This window comes from Rhodobacteraceae bacterium LMO-JJ12 (assembly GCA_021555075.1).
GTDB lineage: Bacteria > Pseudomonadota > Alphaproteobacteria > Rhodobacterales > Rhodobacteraceae > JAKGBX01.
Genome location: JAKGBX010000001.1, coordinates 2,347,689 through 2,366,543, shown reverse-complemented (window position 1 = coordinate 2,366,543; position 18,855 = coordinate 2,347,689). Strand labels below are relative to the sequence as shown.

Sequence of the window (18,855 nt, the reverse complement as noted above, 5' to 3'; positions counted from 1 at the left end):
CTAATCGGTTCCGTAATCAGCGCCTTCGCCACGCGGCGAGCAACGGCATGTTGATTACTGTGCGCTGTCCCTTTTGCCGTCGGGTTGTGAATTTCTGGGCTGCTGATCTGGTGAAGGTTCTTGGGCCCGACCACGAGCTGCACGTTCCGCCCTTTCCATGTTCGCGCTGCCGAACACGTGAGCTTGACGTAAGATGGCGCATCCCCTCTGCTGCTGATCTGCAGGGCTTGACCGTCCGACGCCCAGTTCGGAAGGTTGAAAGGTGGCAATGGCGAAACGAAAAGGCATAGCCGATGTGTAACCTCTATTCGAGCACCACGACGCAAGAAGCGATGCGCCGCCTGTTTCCGGGTCTGAATGATCAGGCAGGCAATCTGCAGTCAGGCCGAGTGTATCCGAACTATCTGGCGCCGATTGTCAGGCATGATGCGGGTGTTCTGACACTGACCAGGGCGCGTTGGGGGTTGCCGACACCCAAATTCGCCTTGAAGACAGCACGCGACCCCGGTGTGACGAATGTGCGCAATCTTGCGTCGCCTCACTGGCGTGGGTGGCTTGGCAGGGGACATCGTTGTTTGGTTCCGGTCACGGCATTTGCTGAACCGATTGGCCGGGGCAGGGGCAACCAATGGTTTGCTGCCAAAGATGGCGGGGAAATGTTCTTTGCCGGAATTGAAGTGCGCGGTTGGACATCGGTGCGAAAGATAAAGGATGGGGAGACGACCGACAATCTCTTCGGGTTCCTGACCTGTCCGCCAAATGCCGAAGTGAAAGTCGTTCACCCAAAGGCCATGCCGGTCATACTGACATCTGCCGACGAGTGGGCAGCCTGGATGAATGGGGTGCCGGCGAGCGAAATGCAGAGACCATTGCCAGACGGATCACTGGTCTTAACAGACGCTCCGCCTGATTGATGCGAGGTCATCGACGTCAACCGTTTTTCGAACCTGATGTGTGGACCGGCACGGCCAGCACTGATGTCTTGGAGCCATTGAGGGAGAAGCGCGGAAACCCATCGGGGCTCGCGGCGTCGATACTTCGGGCTGCATTCAGAAGCCGGATATACGTCAGTACTTGTGATCGCCGATCCAGAACCAAACAGACTGTTGCATTAGCACGGGGGCCATATACGTCTACATATGACAGCACCCTTGTGGCGGCACAAAAGCGCGACAGGTCCATAGCGCGTTTCTTGCCATCTGTGCAAACCGCAGCATTGTGCCCTCGAGATTGCCGTCCGTTGAGTTGTCGGCATCGTTTTTCAGGACATCAGCAAACTGCCAAAAGTTCATAATCGAGGTCATATTCCCGTAACAGAACGGGGCTATGGAATGGCGCATGAAATGCGAATGAACAGTTGCCAGCATCGGCGCACAGCCACTACGATGGTATAATTAACAAATCTGGGGAGACTCGATATGATTATGAAGAACACTATGATGGCTAGTATTGCGGCCATGGTGACGGCAGCGCCCGCGCTTGCCCAAACCGAAGTTGAATTCTGGCACGCCTTTACAGGTCGTCTGGGCGAACTGGTCGCCGAGCAGGTCGAGACGTTCAATGGATCACAATCCGAGTATACCGTAACGGCGACACACAAAGGCAATTATTCAGAAACGCTGAACGCAGGCATCGCCGCGTTTCGTGCGGGCGAGCAACCCGATATCCTGATGGTGTTCGAGGTTGGCACCGCCACAATGATGGCCGCCAAGGGTGCGATCAAGCCGGTCTATGAAGTCATGGCCGATGCTGGCGCCGAATTCGACAAGGACGCCTATATCGGATCGGTAAGCGGCTATTACACTACCAGCGATGGCGAGATGCTGTCGCTGCCGTTCAATGCCTCAACGCCCGTTTTGTGGGTCAACCGTGATGCTTTGGCCGCTGCCAACATAGACCCGGACGTCGATCTGAGCACATGGGAGCAGGTCGGCGAGGTGCTCGATACGCTCAAGGCGTCGGGCAATACCTGCCCACTGGTCACGGCATGGCAAAGCTGGATTCATCTCGAAAACCTGAGCGCGTATCACAACGTTCCCTTCGCGACCAAGGCCAACGGATTTGACGGTGTGGATACCGAACTGGCCTTCAATGGTCCGGTTCAGGTCAAGCATATCGAAACCTTGGGTCAGTGGGCCAAGGACGGTAAGTTCATCTACACAGGTCGTCGCAATGAAGGGGGTGCAAACTTCCGCGGCGGTGAATGTGCGCTCTTTACCGAAAGCTCTGCCGGGTATGCGGGCATCAAAGCTGAAGCAGAGTTTGAATTTGAAGTGCGGCCTCTGCCGTATTGGTCGGATGTCGAAGGTGCGCCGCAGAACACCATTATCGGTGGGGCGTCTCTCTGGGTCATGGCCGGGCAATCGGACGAAGAATACAAAGGCGTTGCGGCGTTTCTGAATTTCCTGTCCTCGCCCGAAATTCAGGCCAAGTGGCATCAGGACACGGGCTATCTGCCGATCACTGCGGCGGCGTCCGACCTGACCCGCGAGCAGGGGTTTTATGACGCCAATCCCGGTACGGATATCGCCGTGACGCAGATGACCACCAACGCACCGACCGAAAACTCCAAGGGGCTCCGTCTGGGATCGTTCGACCAGATCCGTGGTATTATCGACGAAGAGCTTGAGGCTGTTTGGGCCGGTGACAAGGACGCGCAGAGCGCACTCGACACAGCCAAGCAGCGCGGCGACGAATTGCTACGTCGCTTTGAGCAAGCCAACCGCTAAGGGCATCGCCGCGTCCCTGTAATGGGGGCGCGGCATTCTCATGGAAAAGCGCGTTACCTTCAAAGGCATCTGGTTGCCATTGCTGTTGGTCCTTCCGCAGCTTGTGGTGACGGCCGTCTTCTTTTTCTATCCTGCGGGGCAAGCAGTTTACCAATCGCTGTTCATTCCGGACCCGTTTGGCCTTTCGATGAAATGGGTCGGGCTTGGTAATTTCGAGTATCTCTTGGGCAACGCCTATTACCGGGCAAGTTTTGTCACGACCGCCGTTTTCTCAATTCTGGTGACGGTCGTGTCGATGGGCGTCGCACTTTACCTCGCTGTACTGGCCGACCGGTTGATCAAGGGCTCGGGCGTGTATCGCACACTTCTGATCTGGCCCTACGCCGTTGCCCCTGCAGTTGCGGGTGTGCTCTGGCTTTTCATGTTCAACACCCGTGTTGGTGTCGTGACCTGGTATCTGGGCATGTTGGGATATGACTGGAACCACGTTTTGAACGGGGACGAGGCAATGGGCCTTGTTGTCGTGGCCTCTGCTTGGGGGCGTATCAGCTATAACTTCTTGTTTTTCCTTGCTGGTTTGCAGGCCATACCGCGCAGCGTGATCGAAGCCGCCGCGATTGATGGCGCGCGGTTCTGGACAAGGTTCCGCACCATCGTCTGGCCGCTTTTGTCGCCCACGACGTTTTTCCTTTTGGTGGTCAACATCGTCTATGCGTTCTTTGAAACCTTCGGCGTGATCCACACCATCACCGGGGGCGGGCCGCAGCAATCGACGACCATCCTTGTCTACAAGGTCTTTTCGGACGGGTTTGTCGGACAGGATTTGGGCTCGTCTGCCGCGCAGTCGGTGATTTTGCTGGTGATTGTCGGCGCCCTGACGATTGTGCAGTTCAAGTTCATCGAACGCCGGGTGCATTACTGATGGCGGGGATGGTTGAAAAGCGCGGGGCAGGGTACTGGATGACCCACTTGGGGTTGATCATCGGGTTGCTGTTCATCTTCTTCCCGATCTGGCTGGCCTTTGTGGCCTCGACCGTGACGCAGGACGCGATCATCAAGCCGCCGATGCCGTTGATGCCTGGTGATCAGTTCTTCGAGAATTACCGCAGGGCGCTGGTGTCGGGCATCAATGCGCCCGTGGCGTTGATGATGCTGAATTCGATGGTCATGGCGCTGGGGATTGCCTTGGGCAAGATCGCAATTTCATTGCTGTCAGCCTTTGCCATTGTCTATTTCAAGTTTCCGGGGCGACGTTTGTTTTTCTGGCTGATCTTCCTGACGCTGATGTTGCCGGTCGAGGTGCGGATCGTGCCGACCTATCAGGTGGTGGCGAATTTCGGGATGCTGAACAGCTATTCAGGCCTGATCTTTCCGCTGATTGCCTCGGCCACGGCGACATTTCTGTTTCGGCAGTTTTTCATGACCGTGCCGGATGAATTGGCCGAAGCCGCGCGCGTTGATGGGGCGCGGCCGATGCGGTTTTTCTGGGACATCCTGCTCCCGATGAGCCGGACGAACATTGCGGCTCTGTTTGTGATCCTGTTCATTTATGGCTGGAATCAGTATCTTTGGCCGCTTTTGATCACTACCGATCCGTCGATGAACACCATCGTCATGGGCATCAAACAGATGTTCCCGTCAGGCGATGATTTTGCCCATTGGCCTACGATCATGGCCACGTCAATTCTGGCGATGATCCCGCCTGTGATCGTCGTGATATCCATGCAAAAGCTGTTTATCCGCGGCCTTGTAGACAGCGAGAAATAAGACATGGCAACAGTTGGCCTGAGCGGCATCAAAAAGACATTCGGCAAGACCGAGGTGATCCATGGCATTGATGTCGAGATCGAGGATGGCGAATTCATCGTGATCGTCGGACCGTCGGGCTGTGGCAAATCAACCTTGTTGCGCATGGTCGCGGGGTTGGAGACAGTGACAGGTGGCGAGGTGCAGATTGGTGGCGCGCGTGTGAACGAGCGTGAGCCGATGGACCGTGACATCGCGATGGTGTTCCAGAACTACGCGCTCTATCCGCATATGTCGGTGTTCGACAACATGGCCTATGGATTGAAAATCGCCGGCACGCCCAAGGCCGAGATCGCAGAGCGGGTCGGCGAGGCCGCAACGCTCTTGCAATTGGAGGACTATCTGCAACGCCGACCGCGCGAGTTGTCCGGGGGGCAACGCCAGCGCGTTGCAATGGGGCGGGCCATCGTGCGCAAACCGTCGGTGTTTCTGTTTGACGAGCCATTGTCGAACCTCGACGCCAAGCTGCGGGTTCAAATGCGTCTTGAGATCAAGCAGTTGCAAAGGCGGTTGGGGGTCACGTCGCTCTATGTGACGCATGATCAGGTTGAGGCGATGACGCTGGCTGACCGAATGATTGTGATGAACGCCGGTCGTGCCGATCAGATTGGTGCGCCGCTGGAGGTTTATGCCAATCCGCAGACCGAATTCGTTGCGGGCTTCATTGGTTCACCGCCGATGAATTTCCTGCCTGCCGGGATCGCTGCGCAAGCGCCCGGCGATGCAAGAACGCTTGGTATCCGGCCTGAAAACCTTCGGATTGAGCCGACGGGCGCACCGGCCACCGCGATCTATAATGAAGCTCTTGGCGCCGAAACGCTGGTTCATGTTAACCTTGCACAAGGCAAACAGGTAACTGTTCGCCAAGATGCTGCCGCGCCTTTGCCTGAGGAAGGATCAGAGGTTCATCTGGTCTGGAATGCACAGGATCAGATATTTTTTGACGCGCAGGGCAAACGGTGCTGATCATTGCGGCAATGTCTAGGCTCTGGCCTCAATCCCCATTTTCCCAAACGCATAACCGGCGCCGCGCACCGTGCGGATCGGGTCATTTCGCTCATCTGTTCGTCGCTAAATCGTGCCTTCACATTGATGGCTGTATCGGGGCGCATGCAGAAATAGCCGCGAAGAATCGAGCCAAGCTTACTGGATTGGATCGCGCCTATTTCGTTACCTGCAACTCGTACAAATGGTCGCACGCCCCTTCGAGGTCGTGGGGGCTGATCAGGACCTAAAAACTACACACTGATACATTCGCACTGAGCCAAGCGCATGTGAACATCAGGCCCCACGTAGTGGGCTTTACGCAGGCCCTGATGGATTTTGCAGTAACCACCCACCGTTGCCGGTCTTTGTGGTTATTCGAGGCACCTTGTCTCAATGCACCGTCGCGTGCATTTGATCATCGTGCGATGGTCTGTTTCCCCGCAGGGACATGCGTTTAAGGGCAAGCCCAAAGGTTTCGGCCAGGCTGGTGAGGCTGGGCGCAACATCCGCACGCACGATTGTCGTCGCGATCAACATGGCATCCTCGAAATCACCGGAACTTGCGACACCGATGAAATTGGCAAAGCACGATTCGTCCGACCCAAGGCATTTGCAGCGTAGACCGTGACGCATGAGAGGACGCCGTCCGTGGTGCGCGCAAAGGCGGCAGATCTGTTCAAATGCGCGAAGTGCTAATTCGCCTTCCTTGGGGTCGAGCCCGGTTGCAAGATCGTTCCAGATCTGGGCCTGCTGTTCGGTGCCTTCGTTCCACAGACGCAGATACAGCACTGCGGTGGCCTCGACCGGATCAAGCTCGGAAACATAGCCGACGGGCGTGCTGCCTCGGGTTTTCGCAGCAACGCTCATTTTGTCAGGAGCAGCTTGTCTGTGCGCGTAATCCGCAAGGTGTAGAGGTTCTCGCCGAGCCGGATATTTACTTTTTGCGCCCCATTCATCAACTCTTTGGCGTCGTGGCTGGGCATTGCGTTGGGGCGGCCGGTTTGAATTCCGTTACTGTTCTGATTGGTCATGGCATCATCTCGCAGTCGGTGGTGACCCGGTCGAGAAGCCATTCGCAGTCGGGGATTTGCATGAGGCGTTCGCTGGCGACGATCTCCCAGAGATCAACAAACCACGCGGCACGGCGATGTTCTTGCATCCTGTAAGTTGTGGGTGTTTCCAAATTCTGCATCTTTCCGCTCCGATAAGGGTCACGGGCTTCCCGGACTTCATGGTCGGGGTGGCTGGTGCTGACTTATAATTGACTAAAATAGTCGGATACTGTCAATCCGATTCTTTTTGTCGGATTCGGCGGTTTTGAACGAATCCAACATCGGACGCTCAACGGTGGAAAAAATTAAGCACGCGAAAACAGTGAGATGAGAGGGGCTTGTGGCAATTTCGCGCATGAGATCACTGCACGCTTGATTAGTTGATTGTTTTGGTCAGAATAGGCCGCGCAACACAATGAGGGCCAACTACGTGATCGTTTGTAGCTGCCAGAACATCTCAGACCGCGACATACATGCTGCGATAGACTGGATGCGCGCTTCGGATGAGGGCACGATCATCACGCCCGGCAAGGTCTACCATGCCCTTGGCAAGACGCCGGAATGCGGCGGTTGCATGAAACTCTTTGTTGCCTCCATGCGCACGAACTCTAAACTGGAAGTACCTTTCGAGCTTCGCGGCTTGAAAACACCAGCCAGTAGGAGGGAGCGCTATGAAGGGCGATAAGAAGGTTATTGAATACCTTAACAAGGCATTGCGGGTCGAGTTGACTGCGGTGAGCCAGTTCTGGCTCCACTATCGGCTTCAGCAGGACTGGGGTTATGGCAAATTGGCCAAGAAGATGCGTGAGGAATCCATCGAAGAGATGGAGCATGCCGACAAGCTGATTGATCGGATCATTTTCCTGGAAGGGCACCCCAATCTGCAAACGCTCGACCCTCTCAGGATTGGCGAAAACGTCCGCGAGACGTTGACCTGTGATCTCGAAGCCGAAATGGAAGCGGTCGCCCTATATAACGAGGCTCGCAAGGTTTGCGCTGACGCCGGGGACTATGCTTCGATGAATCTGTTTGAAGAGCTGATCGGGGACGAACAGGGCCACATCGACTTTCTGGAAACCCAGATCGGGTTGCTGGATGAGATAGGGGCGCAAAATTATGGTCAGCTCAACGCCAATTCGGCAGACGAAACCGAATAGGTCGCAATCTTACCGTTTGAGAAAAATGGGGCGCAGCAAAGAGCGCCCCAAATTTTTTTGCGCACTGGTTATTGCCCAGAAAGCTATTGCTCTTGTGAAGCCTATTGCCCGGCCAAGTGCCTTGACGGCGCGGTTCGTGCGCATCCCGTCCCCTTCCAATCCTCATGAGCAAGGGTTGGCTGAAAACTGCTGTTGGACATAGTTTTCTTGATTACAGAACCGGGAGGCTTGCGCTCTCCAATTAAGTTGACTATTTTTGTCGATATTGAGGATCGCACGACGATCATGGCGCACCAGCAACTGTGGCCCTTCCGCCCCTAGCCAGACGCACCCCTAATGACGCGATGAGAAGGAGAGCCAAATTGGCTGAAGCAACCGCTATTTCTGTGACCGAAATCAAGGCAGCAAGGGCCGAGAACCCAAAGATGCGCGACCGCGACCTGGCCGACAGCCTGGGCATTTCCGAAGCTCAGCTTGTTGCGGCGGATGTCGGTGACACGGTGACGAGAATCACTGCAGACATGGACCGGGTCATGCCCGCAATTGGCCGACTTGGAGAGGTCATGGCACTGACCCGCAACGAAAGCTGCGTGATCGAGAAGGTCGGAGAATACGACAACTATACGCCCGGACCGCACGCGGGCCTGATCGTCAATGAAGAGATCGATCTGCGGATGTTTCCCAAACACTGGGTTCATGGGTTCGCAATCGAGCAGGAGACCGAGCGCGGCCCGCGCCGCACGATCCAGGTGTTCGATGCTGCTGGTGATGCTGTGCACAAGGTGTTCCTGCGGGAAGCCTCGAATCTTGCGGCATGGCCAGAGATTGTCGAAGAGTTGAAGATTGAAGATCAGTCAAACACGCTTGTCGTCGAGCCCCGAAAATCGACCGAGCCCGCCAAGGGCGACCCCGATAAGGCCGAGAAGCTGCGTGAAGAATGGGACAAGATAACCGACACCCATCAGTTCCTGATCATGACGCGACGGTTGAAGATGAACCGGCTCGGTGCTTACCGCATCGCGGGCGAGCCTTATGCCCGGCGGCTTGAAAACAGCGTTATCGAAGAGCTTCTTAACAAGGCGGCAGAGACGGCAACACCGATCATGGTGTTCGTCGGCAATATGGGCTGCATCGAAATCCACACCGGACCGGTCAAGAAGATCGCCGAAGTGGGGCCGTGGATCAACGTTCTTGATCCCGGGTTTGATCTGCACCTGCGCAAGGACCACATTGCCGAGGTCTATGCCGTGACCAAGGCAACCCGCCGTGGTGATGCAATCTCGGTCGAAGCGTTCGATGCGGAGGGCGGGCTGATCGCGCAGTTCTTTGGTGTGTTGCGCGGCGAGGACGGCGCTCGGGGATGGAATGAATTGGTCGCAGGTTTCGAAACCCGCAAAGAACCGGTGCGTGCATGAGATACACGCATCCCTTTTTCTGGACCCAGTTTGCCCTGTGCCTGCTTGTCTCGATCTTCGTCGTGGCAGCGGCACAGGCCGGGAAGGCAGAAAAAGCCGCCAATCGCATCGTGTCGGTCGGCGGCGCCATAACCGAAATTGTCTATGCGCTTGGCGAAGAGGATCGCCTTGTGGCGCGCGATACGACATCGAACTATCCGTCTGAGGTGCGCGCGCTTCCGGATGTGGGCTATATCCGGCGGCTGTCGCCCGAGGGTATTCTTTCCGTCAATCCTGACATGCTCATTACCCAAGAGGGTGCCGGCCCGGTGGAGAAAGTGGAGCTTCTTCGCGAGGCGGCCATTTCGTTGGTCGAAATTCCCGAAGGTTACACAACTGACGCCGTGATAACCAAAATCATGACTGTGGCTGAAGCATTGGGCGTTCCCGAAAAGGGCGCAGCACTTGCCGAGCAAATTCGCAGTGATCTGGATGCGGCCGCGGCGTCGACCGAAGGCATGCGTGACAAACGGGTGCTTTTCATCCTGACGATGGCCGGTGGCCGTATCATGGTCGGCGGTCAGAATACCGCAGCGCAAGGTATCATCGAACTTGCAGGGGCGACGAATGCCGCAAGCGGATTTGACGATTACAAGACCATGACCGACGAAGCCATCATTCAAAGTGGCGCCGATGTGATCCTCTTGATGGACAGCAAGGATAGTCGCCGCGTCACCGATGAACAGTTGTTTTCCCACCCGGCCATTGCCGCCACGCCCGCAGGGCAGAACAGATCGGTCGTGCGAATGGACGGGATGAAAATGCTGGGCTTTTCGGTGCGCACCGCACAGGCGATCACCGAATTGTCTCGGGCATTGCGAGAAGCGGGAAGCTGACGCGGCATGAGCACCCTGACTCAAGACATCGCCGGCGCGGTTTTGCCCGGCGACAGAAGCCACAAGGCGCGGGCGCTGGCCATTGCTCTTTTGGTGATGCTGTTCTTCGCGGCGTTGCTGAGCCTTGGTGTCGGGGCCACCAATGTTTCGATTTGGGATGTGGTGCGCAGCCTGACAACGACACATGAACTGACACCGCGCGATCATATCGTGCTTTACGAGATCCGGATGCCGCGCACGGTGATGGGAATGTTGGTCGGGGCAGCCCTCGCGGTATCGGGGGCGGTGATGCAGGGGTTGTTTCGCAATCCCCTGGCCGACCCCGGTCTGGTCGGGGTCAGTGCCGGTGCCGCGTTGGGGGCGATTTCGGCCATCGTGCTGGGCGCCTCGCTTCCGGCGGCGATTTCCGCTGTGCTGGGATATTATCTTGTGCCTGTGGCAGCCTTTGTCGGGGCCTGGTGTTCGACGATGATCCTTTATCGCATTTCGACCCGCAGGGGGCAGACGTCGGTGGCGACAATGTTGTTGGCGGGGATCGCGCTGGGTGCGTTGACCGGTGCGCTTTCGGGCGCGCTGACTTACATCGCCAATGATGCAGAACTCAGAACCTTGACCTTCTGGAGCATGGGCTCGATCGGCGGGGCGACCTGGACCAAGGTTCTCGCGGCGGCTCCGCTGATCCTGATTTCACTGGCGGTTTCGCCCTTTCTGGCGCGCGGGCTGAACGGTCTGGCGCTTGGCGAGGCGGCCGCTTCGCATATCGGGATCCCGGTCCAGCGCCTGAAGAACACCGCGATCCTGATGGTCGCAGGGGCGACCGGTGCCGCGGTCGCGGTGAGTGGTGGGATCGGTTTCGTGGGCATTGTTGTGCCACATCTTCTGCGCCTGATGGTGGGGCCGGATCATAAGTATCTGTTGTTGAATTCGGCACTGTTGGGCGCGGCGCTTCTGCTTTGCGCCGATGTGATCAGCCGGGTTGTCATCGCCCCGGCCGAGCTTCCGATCGGGATAGTCACCGCCACGCTGGGCGGGCCGTTCTTCCTTTGGATACTGCTGCGGCAACGCGGCCTTCTGGACATGTGACCATGCAGTTGAACGCTGAACAGATCACCATCTCATATGGGGCGCGCGAGATCCTGCACGCGGTCAATCTCACCGCGCAGTCCGGTGAGGTGACAGCTATTGTCGGGCCGAACGGGTCGGGCAAGACGACACTTCTGCGCGCCCTGACCGGCGAGTCCGACTACAGTGGGACGGTTACGCTGAATGGCCACGATATCGCGACGGCCAAACCATGGAACCTGGCGGCGATCCGCGCCGTGCTGCCCCAAGCCACGCCGCTTGCCTTCCCCTTCACCGTGGTCGAGGTGGTGCGGCTTGGTTTGAGCCGCGCCAGATCGGCGGAAACGAATGGGTTGATCGGTCAGGCGCTGTACCGGGTGGGGCTGAACGGGTTTGAAGGTCGCTTCTATCAGGAACTGTCGGGGGGCGAGCAACAGCGTGTGCAACTGGCCCGTGTTCTGGCCCAGGTCTGGACTGCGCTCGAAGATGGTGAGCCGCGTTGGCTGTTTCTGGATGAACCTGTGTCGGCACTTGATATCGGTCACCAGCTTCAGGTGATGCAGATCGCCCGCGATTACGCCGACGCCGGGGGCGGGGTTGTGGCGGTGATGCATGATCTGAACCTCACCTCGATGTTTGCAGACAGCGTGGCGTTGATTGCCGAAGGCCATGTCCTTTGCCAGGGCGCGCCGGAATTGGTGTTGCGCGATGACCTGCTGAGCCGCGCCTATCGCTGCGACGTGCGGGTCAATTCGGCCCCGTCCAAGGGCACGTACATACTGCCGCATGCGGCTCGAATGGCGGCGCAATAGCATGAGCGATCTGATGGCCATACCGATCCTGCTGTCTCCTGATATCGCGGCGACGCGCGACTATGCTCAAACGCTGGGTTTTGATGTCGAAGAGTGGAATGACTATGCCATTTTGCGCGGTTACGGGATCGAGCTGCACTATTCCCGGACCACTCGCCCCGAGGTGTGCTCTGAAACCAGTTGCTACATTCGTGGCGGCGGTATTCTGGATGTGCATGCGGCACTGGCTGCTCGTGGTGCTCCGCGTTTGTCCAAGATCGTCAGCCGTGCCTGGGGCATGACCGAATTCTATTTGCATGACCCGCACGGCAACCTGCTCAAGTTCGGTATGAGCACTGATGAATTGCCCGATGGGCACAGTTTTCCTGAGGAATGAGAGTGATGGATATTGTTGCACGCTGGACCGAGGTTCAGGAGTTTCTGATTAAGGGTGGCCCGGCGATCTGGGCGATTGCCGCGTTGTCTGTGCTCACCTTGGCGCTGATCCTGTGGAAAGTCTGGCGGCTTGTCTTGATGGGGGCGTGGGCCGGGCGACAATCCGAGAAGGCTGTTTGCAGATGGGAGGACGGAGATATATCTGCGGCCCGCGATATCGTCGCCAAGCGCGGTTCGATCAGGGCCGTGGTGGTGCGCACTGCGATGGACGCCCGCACCAACCCAGAGTTCACCGATAGCGAGGCGCGCGAGGAGATTCAGCGCGTTGCCAAGAACCAGTTGCTGCGGGCGCGGTCCGGATTGCGGGCGCTGGATCTGATTGCAACGATTGCGCCCCTTCTGGGCCTGCTTGGCACCGTTCTGGGCATGATCACCGCGTTCCAGACCCTTCAGGAAGCCGGGTCGCGCGCCGATCCTGCCGCCCTTGCCGGTGGGATCTGGGAAGCACTTCTGACCACCGCTGCAGGCATGGCCGTGGCAATCCCGGCGGGTGTCGCGCTGGCCTGGTTTGAAAGCGTGGCCGACCGGGCGCAGGGCGACATGGAAGACGCCATCACCCGCGTGCTGACGCGCAAGCCGAAAGAGAGGCCAGCCCACTTGGCGGCGGCTGCCGAGTAAGCCAGAGAGAATATCCATGAACCTTGGCCCCACAACCGCACGGCGCAAGCCCAGCCTGACACCGATGATTGACGTGGTCTTTCTGCTGTTGGTGTTCTTCATGCTGGCTTCGCGCTTTGGTCAGGACGTGGTCATCGACCTTCCGATCAGTGCGGCCTCGGACAAACCCTATCAGGGCCCCCCGCGGTTGATCGACGTGCTGCCGGACGGTGTGCAACTGAATGGCGTCGACAAGGCGATGGAGGATCTGCTGCCGGAACTGGGGGCAATGATGCTGTCGCATACCGACGCCATCATCCTGCGCGCCAGGGACAAGGCCGATCTTCAGCGCGTGGTCGAGGTGATGGAGGCTCTTGGAAAGGCCGGTTACGAAACTCTGGTTCTGGTGGAGTAGTCAATGGACCTGCCGCGCCCCGCAAAACACCCCAGACGCGAAAGCGTCGTGCCGATGATCAATGTGGTCTTCCTGCTTTTGATTTTCTTCCTGATGACTGCGCAGATCACCCCGCCGGAACCGTTCGAGGTCAACCCGCCAGAGTCGAGCGCCAAAGCCCCGGCGGATGGAGATCGCATCCTCTATGTTTCGGCCGAAGGCGAGTTGGCATATGGCGATTTGAGAGGCGAAGCCGTTTTCGAAGGGCTCGGAGAATTCGGTGAGAACGAAGCATTGATGATCCGGGCTGACAAGGACGTCGAAGCCGGTCAGATCGCGGCCTTGCTACCCAAACTGGCAACCTATGGGGTGCACCGGGTCAAGCTTGTGTCGGCTATGCGGAGATAGGCAATGCGTGTTTTTTTCGAGATCACCGGTTTCGTCGCAGTTGCCATTGCCGCGCATATCGCGGTCTTGTCACCGCGCCAGATTGAAGGGCTGGAAGGGGCCGGTGCGCAGGGAGAATCGCTGTTGTCGATCAAGGCGTCTACGGCAAGCGTGGCGCAGATGGTCGAAAGCTGGGAAAATGTGCCCGAACTGTCTGTGGAAACCGAAGTGGTGATGAATACGCCTGAAACGGCTGCTGCTGAACCGCCGGTTTTGCACGAACCACAGGTCGAGCAGGTGCAGCGCATGGATGCCCCCACCATCGAGGCCATGCCGTCGATGGATTCTCCTACGGTTCCCGACTATCAGCAAAGGGCACCGAAACTGATGGCGCAGGTGCCACAGATGATGGCCCAACCCAGCATTTCGCCACCAACACCGCCGTCGCAACCGTCGACGGGCGAAATGGCTGTGCCGGATCACTCAGCCATTGTGCCGCCACCGCTGGTTTCCGCACCCTCGGCGCCGGCCTTGCCCAGCCTGGAGCGAACCAGTCCCGAGAGACTTCCGCAGGAAAAAGGCGCGGTCACGCATAGTGTGCGCCCGCAACTGCGGCCTGCCGAGCTGGAAGCGCAGGTCGCTTCCAAGCCGAAGCCAGCCGCGAAACCCAAGCAACGCGCGGTTTCCAAAAGCCAAAACAAAAGCCAGTCCACCAAGCCTGTTACCGCCAATAGATCTTCGCAAGCGAGCAAAAATTCGCAGGCACGGCTCGCCAAAGGCAGCGGTGGCGGTGCCGCCAAGGGCAACAATAGGAAATCGCAAACGGCCACGTTGTCCAAGTCGAAGAAACAATCTCTGATGGCCCAATGGGGCAGCCAGATTCGCTCGCGAATTGCGCGTCGCGCGCCACGTGGGGTCGGACGTGGCACGGCGTTGGTCACAATCACGGTTTCGGGCAACGGGTCTCTGCTTGGTGTGCGACTGGCAAAATCCTCGGGCAATGCCAAGCTCGATAAGCTGGCTGTTGGCGCAGTTCGCAACGCGGGTCGCTTTCCGGCAGCACCCAGGAAACTGGGTATTCAGAGGCACACATTTCAGTTGCCGGTGAAATCAAGATGAGCTTTGGGCCTGTTGCACCTTCTGGAAGGTGAAAAAACCGTGCCCTTTTGGTCTGCGCGTGAGGTTTGCGATCATGCGAATGCAATCGCCCAAGTCAAAATCGCTAACTAGGGGCGATTTCAAGGTAATGCATATTTGCTATTTATTACAGTTTTAGTCAGGATAATTCCGACTAATTTGATCAAGATCAAAGTTTTTGCTCAGCCAACCGAATACGACGACAAACAGTTTCGGTTTAATCCCAGCAAGACGCACACAGCCAGGCACCCCGATCTTCAGACAGAGATAAGCCCCAAGATAGCGGGCTAAAGGGAAATGGAGAGCCTGAATGAGTGTGTCATCAAAGAGAAAATTCGCGCTGAAGGGCATCTTGGTCAGCGGGCTTGCATCATTTGCCCTGATGCAGGCAACGCCAGCGATGGCCGAGCAAAAGAAGTCCGACGCGGGTGAGACAAAGATGGCCCAGACCTTGACGCCGCAGCAGCGCAAGCAGATGAAAATGAAGAAGATGCAAGCGCAGATGGCTAAGAATATGGCCAGCAAGATGCCTGCGGCGCAGCCGATCTATGACCCGGCGGGTGGCGACCATGGACGCAACCTCAAGCGCGATGACACGACCGAGTGCCTGCAGTGGTACGGTGGTCCCGCAGGCACTCTGGTGCCGCTTGCCATGTCTCCACCGCCGGTGCCGATGGAGGGCACGCATGGCATGGTCGGTGCAGGCTACAACGACGCCTGCGGGCGGGGCGAAGCGTTTCTTTCGGTATCCTCGCGACACAAGCGGTTGTTTTTCCGCGGGCAGGTCTATGGCGAGAATGTCGGGGCATACACCGCGCCGAGCGGCGCAATCGTCGACAATTCCAGCGACCGGCTGACCTATGGGATCGGGGCGGGATACCTTGCCGACAACGGGTCGTTTCTGAGTTTTGACATCAAGCAGATGCGCCGCGATGAAATCCGGTATGCCGGTGCCTCGGCCGATACGCGGCAGTTTGACCTCGACCGCTATGAAGTGGCTGGCAAGCTGGTTCTGGACCGGCCCGGACTCAGGGCGCTGACCTTCAATGCCAATTGGAATGAATTTACGCGGGTCAACGACAACTTCACCTATCGCACCGTTGCCGCTCCGCCGACCGAGGTGCGTTTGAAACGCGAAACCGCCAATGCGCGTTTGGCGCTGGAAGGCGGCGGCAAGCCGTTCCAATGGACACTTGGCTTGGAATACGCACTCGATCGACGCGATGGCACCCGCTACCAGGGCCCCGCGTTGGCGGCGCAATCACCGAACTTTGCTGACGCCGAGGTTTCCTCCGTGTCAGTCACCGGTGACGGGGTCTGGGCGCTGGCGCAGGATCGGCGGGTCAAAGCCGGGCTTCGGTTCGATTTCGTGGAAGCCTCGTTGGGCGGCATCGACCGCACCGGGCTTGTCACCGGCGGCGGAGCAACACCGACCCCGCGCCAGATGTTCATGGCGACTTATGGCTATGCCGGTGACGGATCGGCCTGCGAGGTCAATCCGAGCGCATATTTGCGGTATGAGCAGGACATGCAGGGGCCAGGCAAGGGCCAGTATTTTGCTGCGATGTCATACAAAACCCGAACCGCCAGCCCGTTCGAGCGGTATTTCACCTCGTTCACGCCACCGGTTGCGCCTTCGGTCTTCAATACATGGATCGGCAATCCGACATTGAAACCTGAAAAGCACCTGATGATCGAACTGGGCGCAGGTCGCAAGGTTGGTCCCTGGACACTGGCCGGGCGCGTTTATGGCGATCATGTCGGGGATTTCATCCTGTGGGATCGTGCGCGGGGGCAGGCCGGTGTTGCCCGTTCTGATGGTGCGAACATCTTTCGCAACGTGGATGCCTTCATTACTGGGTTGGAAGCATCGGCGAAATACGATTTCAACAACGGCTTATGGGCCGGGGCTGACATGTGGCTGACCCATGGCAAGAACCTGACCGACAACCGTCCGATCGGGCAGATACCGGCGGCCGAGGCAGCGCTGAAGCTGGGTTGGTCGAAAAACCAGTGGTCGGTGCAGAGTAAGCTGCGCCTTGTCGCCAAACAAAACCGGCTAGACAGTTCCATGGCCACGGGATCGGGCGTCGATGGCAACGGTTCTGGCGGCTATTCGGTGCTCGACCTTGAGGCCACCTGGAATCCCAAGCCCAATCTGGCGGTCAGTTTCGGCGTCGATAACGTCCTCGACAGAGACTATGTGCCGCTGATCGAGCGTTCCGACATCAGCGACCCGTCCCTGTTCAACCCGATGGCTCCGGGCCGCAGTGTGTGGATCAAGGCCACGATGCGGTTCTGAGCCGAGACGACTTAATAACCCAGCCGCGCAACAGGTGGCGCACTTGGCCGGGGCAGCGACAAGATGAGGAGTTTGCATTGAAATACTCAACAGTAAAATGCTTCCGCGTGACACTGGCAGGGGCCGTTCCGGTCGCTGCCAGCTAGGCCACGGGGCTGGCAGATAACCGGGACAGAGCAAAGTCATGCGCAAAATAAAAACAATGTTGCTCCATCTTCTGATGCTGTTGGTCCTGCTGACGCTGGCCGGTGCCATCGCCACATGGCGCGGAGGTCTTTTTCCCTTCGATCCGCGTTACACGGCGCTGGTGACCGGCGGCGGGCTGGCGATGCTGGCCATGGGCTGGGGCCTGATCTGGCTTGTTCCGGTTCTGTTGTCAGCACTTCTGGCGCGCACGGGCTTGCGTCTGCTGCTTTGGCCACTGGCCCTGTTGGCGATGGTCGCCCTGCATGCATGGCTTGGGAGCGAGCGTGGCTTCCTGCCGATGTCCGAACTGGGATGGGCGGGTGCCTTGCTGCTCTATGCGGTTCCGGTGGCTCTGGCTGTGGTGACCGGCTCGGCCATTGGAGAAATCTTACGCCCAACGCCCCGAACCAACAAAAAGACGCCTGGGTAATTGTCTGGGACATATAAACATCAATGCCCAGGCCGGCAGAAAAGGCCGGGCAGACACCAAGGAGACACAAGATGTCACTAAATACCGTCACACGCCGCAATGTCATGCTGGGTGCTGCTGCAAGTGCCGTAGTGCTTGGCGCGCCTTTGCCACTGCGCGCCGCGTCCAAGCTGGAGACCTTGGCGCTCTGGGGTCCGCCCGCAGGTCCGTCGATCACCCTGAGCCATGCCGTCGCGCGTAATATGTTTGGCGACATCGCGAATGAGACGACAATGAACGCCTGGCGCACCCCGGATGAACTGCGTGCCGGGCTGACATCAGGGCGCATGCAGCTGTCGGTGGTGCCGGTCCAGGCCGCCGCGCGGCTTTATAACAAGGGTTTTCCAATCAAACTTGTCAATGTGATGACCGACGGGCTTTTGTATATCCTTACGGGCAACACCGAGATCAAGACGATCGCCGATCTGAAGGGGCGCCATGTGGCCGTGCCTTTCCGCTATGACGTGCCCGAGATCATCTTTGGCCAGTTGCTGCACCATCACGGGCTGGACTCCGAAACGGATCTGAAGATCTCCTATGTCGGCACGCCGATCGAGGCGATGCAGCTGCTGATGGCGGGGCGGGTAGATGCCGCGCTAACCGCCGAACCGGCCAGTAGCGCGGGGATAGCCATGGCCAAACAGGCGGGCAAGGGGCTTCGCCGGGCGATTGACCTGCAGCAGGCCTTTGGCGACATGACGGGCGCCGCGCCGGTCGTTCCTCAGGCCGGGCTTGCTGTGACCCAGAGCTTCCTTGATCAAAGTGGGGATGCGCTGCCCGCAATCCAGTCGGTGATCGAAAAGGCCACCGCCGAGGTGGTGGGTGATCCCAAGGGGGCTTCGCTGGAGTTGGCCTCGCAAAACCTGGGGATGCCGGCCCCGCTTCTGGCGGCGTCGATAGCCAGTTCGAACCTTGTGGCGCGATCTGCTTCCGAAGCCCGCGCCGATGTGGAGCGGATGCTGAACGCCATGGGCGCACCGGATTTCAAGAATCTCGGCGGGAAAATGCCGGATGACGGGTTCTATCTCTGAGAACGAAGGCAAGGTGAGGTCG

The 18,855-nt window shown here is 58.3% G+C and carries 22 protein-coding genes; 19 read left to right on the top strand and 3 right to left on the bottom strand.

All coding sequences use genetic code 11. The features are described 5' to 3' along the window. Window positions 1-293 precede the first annotated feature (293 nt). The 5 genes from LZG00_11380 (at window position 294) to ugpC (ending at window position 5,501) form a co-directional block, all read left to right on the top strand. On the top strand, window positions 294-914 hold the full coding sequence (locus LZG00_11380) for an SOS response-associated peptidase family protein (protein ID MCF3594601.1): 621 nt from the start codon (window positions 294-296) through the stop codon (window positions 912-914). Window positions 915-1,436: 522 nt separating this feature from the next. Beyond that, a complete protein-coding gene (ugpB, locus tag LZG00_11375) occupies window positions 1,437-2,729 on the top strand; it encodes a sn-glycerol-3-phosphate ABC transporter substrate-binding protein UgpB (protein ID MCF3594600.1) in 1,293 nt (430 codons plus the stop codon). Window positions 2,730-2,769: 40 nt separating this feature from the next. Further along, window positions 2,770-3,651, top strand: a complete 882-nt coding sequence (gene ugpA / locus LZG00_11370; protein MCF3594599.1) for a sn-glycerol-3-phosphate ABC transporter permease UgpA — start codon at window positions 2,770-2,772, stop codon at window positions 3,649-3,651. Between the two features lie 8 nt (window positions 3,652-3,659). Then, window positions 3,660-4,496: a sn-glycerol-3-phosphate ABC transporter permease UgpE gene (gene ugpE / locus LZG00_11365; GenBank protein ID MCF3594598.1), complete on the top strand. Its 837-nt coding sequence runs from the start codon at window positions 3,660-3,662 to the stop codon at window positions 4,494-4,496. Window positions 4,497-4,499: 3 nt separating this feature from the next. Then, entirely contained in the window at window positions 4,500-5,501 is a 1,002-nt protein-coding gene (gene ugpC / locus LZG00_11360; GenBank protein ID MCF3594597.1) for a sn-glycerol-3-phosphate ABC transporter ATP-binding protein UgpC, read from the top strand. 411 nt (window positions 5,502-5,912) lie between these two features. Here ugpC and LZG00_11355 read toward each other — a convergent pair whose 3' ends face one another. Genes LZG00_11355 through LZG00_11345 form a run of 3 tightly spaced genes read right to left on the bottom strand, consistent with a single transcriptional unit; the run spans window position 5,913 to window position 6,714 of the window. Then, window positions 5,913-6,389 carry a hypothetical protein gene (locus tag LZG00_11355; protein MCF3594596.1) on the bottom strand — a complete coding sequence of 159 codons (477 nt, stop codon included), beginning with the start codon at window positions 6,387-6,389 and terminating at the stop codon, window positions 5,913-5,915. Next, on the bottom strand, window positions 6,386-6,553 hold the full coding sequence (locus LZG00_11350) for a hemin uptake protein HemP (protein ID MCF3594595.1): 168 nt from the start codon (window positions 6,551-6,553) through the stop codon (window positions 6,386-6,388). Before LZG00_11350 ends, LZG00_11355 begins: the two co-directional genes overlap by 4 nt. Next, window positions 6,550-6,714, bottom strand: coding sequence for a hypothetical protein (locus LZG00_11345; GenBank protein MCF3594594.1), 165 nt, complete (start codon window positions 6,712-6,714; stop codon window positions 6,550-6,552). The genes LZG00_11350 and LZG00_11345 overlap by 4 nt, the downstream gene beginning before the upstream one ends. Window positions 6,715-7,004: 290 nt before the next feature. Here LZG00_11345 and LZG00_11340 point away from each other — a divergent pair, with 290 nt between their 5' ends. The 14 genes from LZG00_11340 to LZG00_11275 all read left to right on the top strand — a co-directional run bounded on the left by LZG00_11340 (window position 7,005) and on the right by LZG00_11275 (window position 18,833). Then, entirely contained in the window at window positions 7,005-7,259 is a 255-nt protein-coding gene (locus LZG00_11340) for a (2Fe-2S)-binding protein (GenBank protein ID MCF3594593.1), read from the top strand. Continuing rightward, a complete protein-coding gene (bfr, locus tag LZG00_11335) occupies window positions 7,246-7,731 on the top strand; it encodes a bacterioferritin (protein MCF3594592.1) in 486 nt (161 codons plus the stop codon). The genes LZG00_11340 and bfr overlap by 14 nt, the downstream gene beginning before the upstream one ends. 362 nt (window positions 7,732-8,093) lie before the next feature. After that, entirely contained in the window at window positions 8,094-9,146 is a 1,053-nt protein-coding gene (locus tag LZG00_11330) for a hemin-degrading factor (protein ID MCF3594591.1), read from the top strand. After that, complete coding sequence (locus LZG00_11325; GenBank protein MCF3594590.1) at window positions 9,143-10,021, top strand: ABC transporter substrate-binding protein; 879 nt, start codon at window positions 9,143-9,145, stop codon at window positions 10,019-10,021. The genes LZG00_11330 and LZG00_11325 overlap by 4 nt, the downstream gene beginning before the upstream one ends. 6 nt (window positions 10,022-10,027) lie before the next feature. Then, entirely contained in the window at window positions 10,028-11,104 is a 1,077-nt protein-coding gene (locus tag LZG00_11320) for an iron ABC transporter permease (protein ID MCF3594589.1), read from the top strand. 2 nt (window positions 11,105-11,106) lie between these two features. After that, window positions 11,107-11,895, top strand: a complete 789-nt coding sequence (locus tag LZG00_11315; GenBank protein ID MCF3594588.1) for a heme ABC transporter ATP-binding protein — start codon at window positions 11,107-11,109, stop codon at window positions 11,893-11,895. Window position 11,896: 1 nt separating this feature from the next. Beyond that, entirely contained in the window at window positions 11,897-12,271 is a 375-nt protein-coding gene (locus tag LZG00_11310; GenBank protein MCF3594587.1) for a VOC family protein, read from the top strand. A 5-nt stretch (window positions 12,272-12,276) separates the two neighbouring features. Then, on the top strand, window positions 12,277-12,948 hold the full coding sequence (locus LZG00_11305; protein ID MCF3594586.1) for a MotA/TolQ/ExbB proton channel family protein: 672 nt from the start codon (window positions 12,277-12,279) through the stop codon (window positions 12,946-12,948). A 16-nt stretch (window positions 12,949-12,964) separates the two neighbouring features. Then, a complete protein-coding gene (locus LZG00_11300; protein ID MCF3594585.1) occupies window positions 12,965-13,342 on the top strand; it encodes a biopolymer transporter ExbD in 378 nt (125 codons plus the stop codon). Between the two features lie 3 nt (window positions 13,343-13,345). Continuing rightward, the gene (locus LZG00_11295) at window positions 13,346-13,729 is read left to right on the top strand and encodes a biopolymer transporter ExbD (protein MCF3594584.1); all 384 of its coding nucleotides are present in this window, start codon (window positions 13,346-13,348) and stop codon (window positions 13,727-13,729) included. A gap of 3 nt (window positions 13,730-13,732) precedes the next feature. After that, window positions 13,733-14,827: a TonB family protein gene (locus tag LZG00_11290; protein ID MCF3594583.1), complete on the top strand. Its 1,095-nt coding sequence runs from the start codon at window positions 13,733-13,735 to the stop codon at window positions 14,825-14,827. A 328-nt stretch (window positions 14,828-15,155) separates the two neighbouring features. Beyond that, a complete protein-coding gene (locus LZG00_11285) occupies window positions 15,156-17,147 on the top strand; it encodes a TonB-dependent receptor (GenBank protein MCF3594582.1) in 1,992 nt (663 codons plus the stop codon). Between the two features lie 202 nt (window positions 17,148-17,349). Then, window positions 17,350-17,763, top strand: a complete 414-nt coding sequence (locus tag LZG00_11280) for a hypothetical protein (GenBank protein ID MCF3594581.1) — start codon at window positions 17,350-17,352, stop codon at window positions 17,761-17,763. A gap of 71 nt (window positions 17,764-17,834) precedes the next feature. Then, on the top strand, window positions 17,835-18,833 hold the full coding sequence (locus LZG00_11275; GenBank protein ID MCF3594580.1) for an ABC transporter substrate-binding protein: 999 nt from the start codon (window positions 17,835-17,837) through the stop codon (window positions 18,831-18,833). Window positions 18,834-18,855 lie beyond the last annotated feature (22 nt).